The following is a 1354-nucleotide window of genomic DNA, read 5'->3' on the forward strand; positions in this document are numbered from 1 at the left end:
CGCCACGGTCCCGCGCAGACTCCCGTGCATCTGGTAGGAACCAGGGCAAAAGCCTCGGATCCGGAAGGTGCTCGCGCATGGACCCCACCAGTCCCCTATTCACGGGGTTTCACCAGCCCTTCTTGTAGAAGGCAAGTGCGGTGACGGTCTTGGCGACGAGGGCGAAGCGGGTGAGAGGGCCGCGGTAGCGGGTGGCGAGGATCTTCCAGTCCTTCAGGTGCGCGATGGTCCGCTCGACTGCGGCCCGGAGTGTGCTGATGGAACGGTTGGCCACTTTGTCCCCAGTGGATCGTTCCTGGCGCGGCGGCTTGCGCCGTGGGGTGAGCAGTCCGGAGCCGACGTAGCCCAGATCGCCGATGCCCTCCCGTTCGGCGAAGGCTTTGGGGAAGTGTGACCGGCGCCAGGCGTGCATGTCGTGGCGCGAGCCCGGAACAGGCGACGAGACCGCGAGCAGGTCCCCGGTGAGCGTGGCGGCAACCTGCAGATTGAAGCCCGTGTCGCGGTGCTTGCCGGAGAACATCGTGGTGCCCTCGCTCGCCCAGTCCCAGGTGGGTACCAGGGTTCCGTCGACCAGCACGACACGGCCGGCCGAAGCCCCGACAGGATCGGGAACATGCCTGGCCAGAGCCTTCTCCACCACCGGCAGCAGGACAGTCCAGCGGCGCGAGACGGTCGCTTGGGAGACCCCGAACAACTCGGCCGCCGCTGACTGGACCGGGTTCTGCCGCAGCAGGAACAGCACCAGCACCACCGATTTGTACAGCCCCAGCGCCCACATCCGCCTGGGAGCCACCGGCGGATCCGGGTCCTCCACGAGAATCCGGTGGACATGCTCCACGAGCACGTCCAGTTGATCGGTGTCCAGCCCTGTCGTAACGTTCCAGCTCAACGGCCCTGCTCCTGTAGAAAATGACGTCTTCGCAACCGTCACGCTACCGAGCAGGGCCGCTCTCATGATCAAGCACAGCGGACCGAAACCCTCCGTGAATAAGCCTCCAGGAACCGGCTGGTGGCCGCGTCCTCGGTGGGAGCGGTGCAGACCGGCTTCAACGCTTTGGCGATCTTGTCCCAGTCCTGCCGGGCGGCATAGCGGAACGACGCCCGCAAAAGGTGAACCACACAGGTCTGCACGAGGGTCTTCGGCCAGACCTCGCCGACCGCGTCGGGCAGGCCCTTCAGCCCGTCGCAAACGAGCATCAGGACGTCCTCGACACCGCGGTTCTTCAGCTCGGTCAGCACCCGCAGCCAGTGCTTGGCACCCTCACCTCGCCCGGCCGGTTTCCGTCGCTCCGAAACGCCTCGATGGCCTGCGTCAGAAAGCCTTCTCCATCAGCGTGGCGGTTCTGGTAGAGAG

The 1354-nt window shown here is 66.0% G+C and carries 1 protein-coding gene and 1 pseudogene; both read right to left on the bottom strand.

Annotated elements, in window-relative coordinates; all coding sequences use genetic code 11:
• Positions 1-109: 109 nt before the first annotated feature.
• A complete protein-coding gene (locus tag ACFT7S_RS38705) occupies positions 110-889 on the bottom strand; it encodes a transposase family protein (RefSeq protein WP_376073317.1) in 780 nt (259 codons plus the stop codon).
• A gap of 116 nt (positions 890-1005) precedes the next feature.
• Positions 1006-1263: pseudogene (locus ACFT7S_RS38710) on the bottom strand (transposase); the annotation flags it as partial.
• Positions 1264-1354: the final 91 nt, after the last annotated feature.

Source organism: Streptomyces sp. NPDC057136, assembly GCF_042670885.1.
Classification (GTDB): domain Bacteria; phylum Actinomycetota; class Actinomycetes; order Streptomycetales; family Streptomycetaceae; genus Streptomyces.